Genomic DNA, 1,477 nt, shown 5'->3' with positions numbered 1-1,477 from the left:
GTGGGCGTGCTCGATCTGGGTCCAGTGCCCGCAGCGGCCGAAGACGTGCAGCTGCGAGGGGCCGATGAGTTCATGCAGCCGGTACGCGTTCCCCGGCGGGATGACCCGGTCGTCGCGGCCATGGACGATGAGCGTCTCGGTGTCCAGGGCACGGATCCGGTCCTCGGGGCTCGCCATGGCATCCACCCAGCGCTGGCGGGGCGCGGGGAACATGGCGGCGTAGGCCTCCTGGACGCCGGGACGGATGCTGGCGCGGTAGCGCAGCTCGGCGAGCTCGTCGCTGACCAGCTCGCGGCTGTGGGCGAAGATGTCCAGGAGCCCGCGCATGTTGGCCACCGAGGGCGTGTATCCCCAGACGGCATCCAGGCCGGGGGTGATCCCGAAGGACACGCCGACGCTGCCCATGAGCACCAGCCGCCCCACCCGCTCGGGGTGACGGAGGGCCAGGGCCAGGGCGAGCCCGCCACCGAAGGAGTTGCCCACGATGTGGGCCCGGTCGATGTCCAGGGCGTCCAGCACGTCGAGGGCGTGACGGCACCAGGTATCGAGATCGTAGGTAATGCCCTCGGGGCGCTCCGTGTAGCCGAAACCGACCATGTCCGGGGCGATCACCCGGTGGCGCCCGGCCAGCGCCGGAATGGTGAGCCGCCAGTTGGCCCAGGCGCTGACCCCCGGCCCGGAGCCGTGGATGAGCAGCACCGGCGGCCCGTCGCCGCGCTCGTGGTAGTTGGTCTCGAAGCCCCCGGTCGTGAGGCGCTGACCGATTTCCGGGTTGTCCGTCATCGCCGTGGCCTCACAGCTTGATGCACACGTTGGAGAGCTCGGAGTAGAACTCCAGCCCGTGGACGCCGCCCTCGCGGCCGATGCCGGAGCTCTTCATGCCGCCGAAGGGCGTGCGCAGATCGCGCAGGAACCAGCTGTTCACCCACAGCAGGCCCGCCTCCAGGCGGCGGACCACGCGGTTGGCGCGGGCGAGGTCCCGGGTCCAGACCGTGGCGGCGAGGCCATAGTCGGTGTCGTTGGCGAGCCCGACCACCTCGTCCTCGCTGTCGAAGGGCCGGATGTGGCAGCAGGGGCCGAAGATCTCCTCGCGCACCACCCGGGCGTCATCGCCGAGACCGGTCCAGATGGTCGGCTGGATCCAGGCACCGCCACCGAACGCCTCGGGCATCTCCGGGACCCCGCCGCCGGTGACCACGGTGGCGCCCTCCTCCTCGGCGAGGCGGTAGTAGCCCAGGACCTTGTCCCGGTGCTCCTGGCTGATGAGGGGGCCGAAGTTGACGTCCGGGTCCTGGCTCGGGCCCATCTTCAGCGCCTCGGCACCCGCCTTGAGGCGGCTGACGAACTCGTCGAACACCGGGCGCTCGACGTAGACCCGCTCGGTGCCGAAGCAGACCTGACCGCAGTTGGCGAAGGCCGAGCGCATGGTCCCCTCGATGGCCTGGTCCAGGTCCGCGTCGGCGAACACGATCGCCGG

Annotated in this window: 2 protein-coding genes; both read right to left on the bottom strand. The window is 71.0% G+C overall.

What is annotated here, in order from left to right:
• On the bottom strand, window positions 1-783 hold a 783-nt coding region (locus G7A99_RS19575; protein WP_163143385.1), incomplete at its 3' end, for an alpha/beta fold hydrolase.
• A gap of 10 nt (window positions 784-793) precedes the next feature.
• A partial coding sequence (locus tag G7A99_RS19570; RefSeq protein WP_163143382.1) for an aldehyde dehydrogenase family protein occupies window positions 794-1,477 on the bottom strand: 684 nt, incomplete at its 5' end.

It is taken from the genome of Arhodomonas sp. KWT, assembly GCF_010993615.1.
Note: the sequence above shows the minus strand (reverse complement) of the source record. Positions and strands in the feature narration are given on the sequence as shown.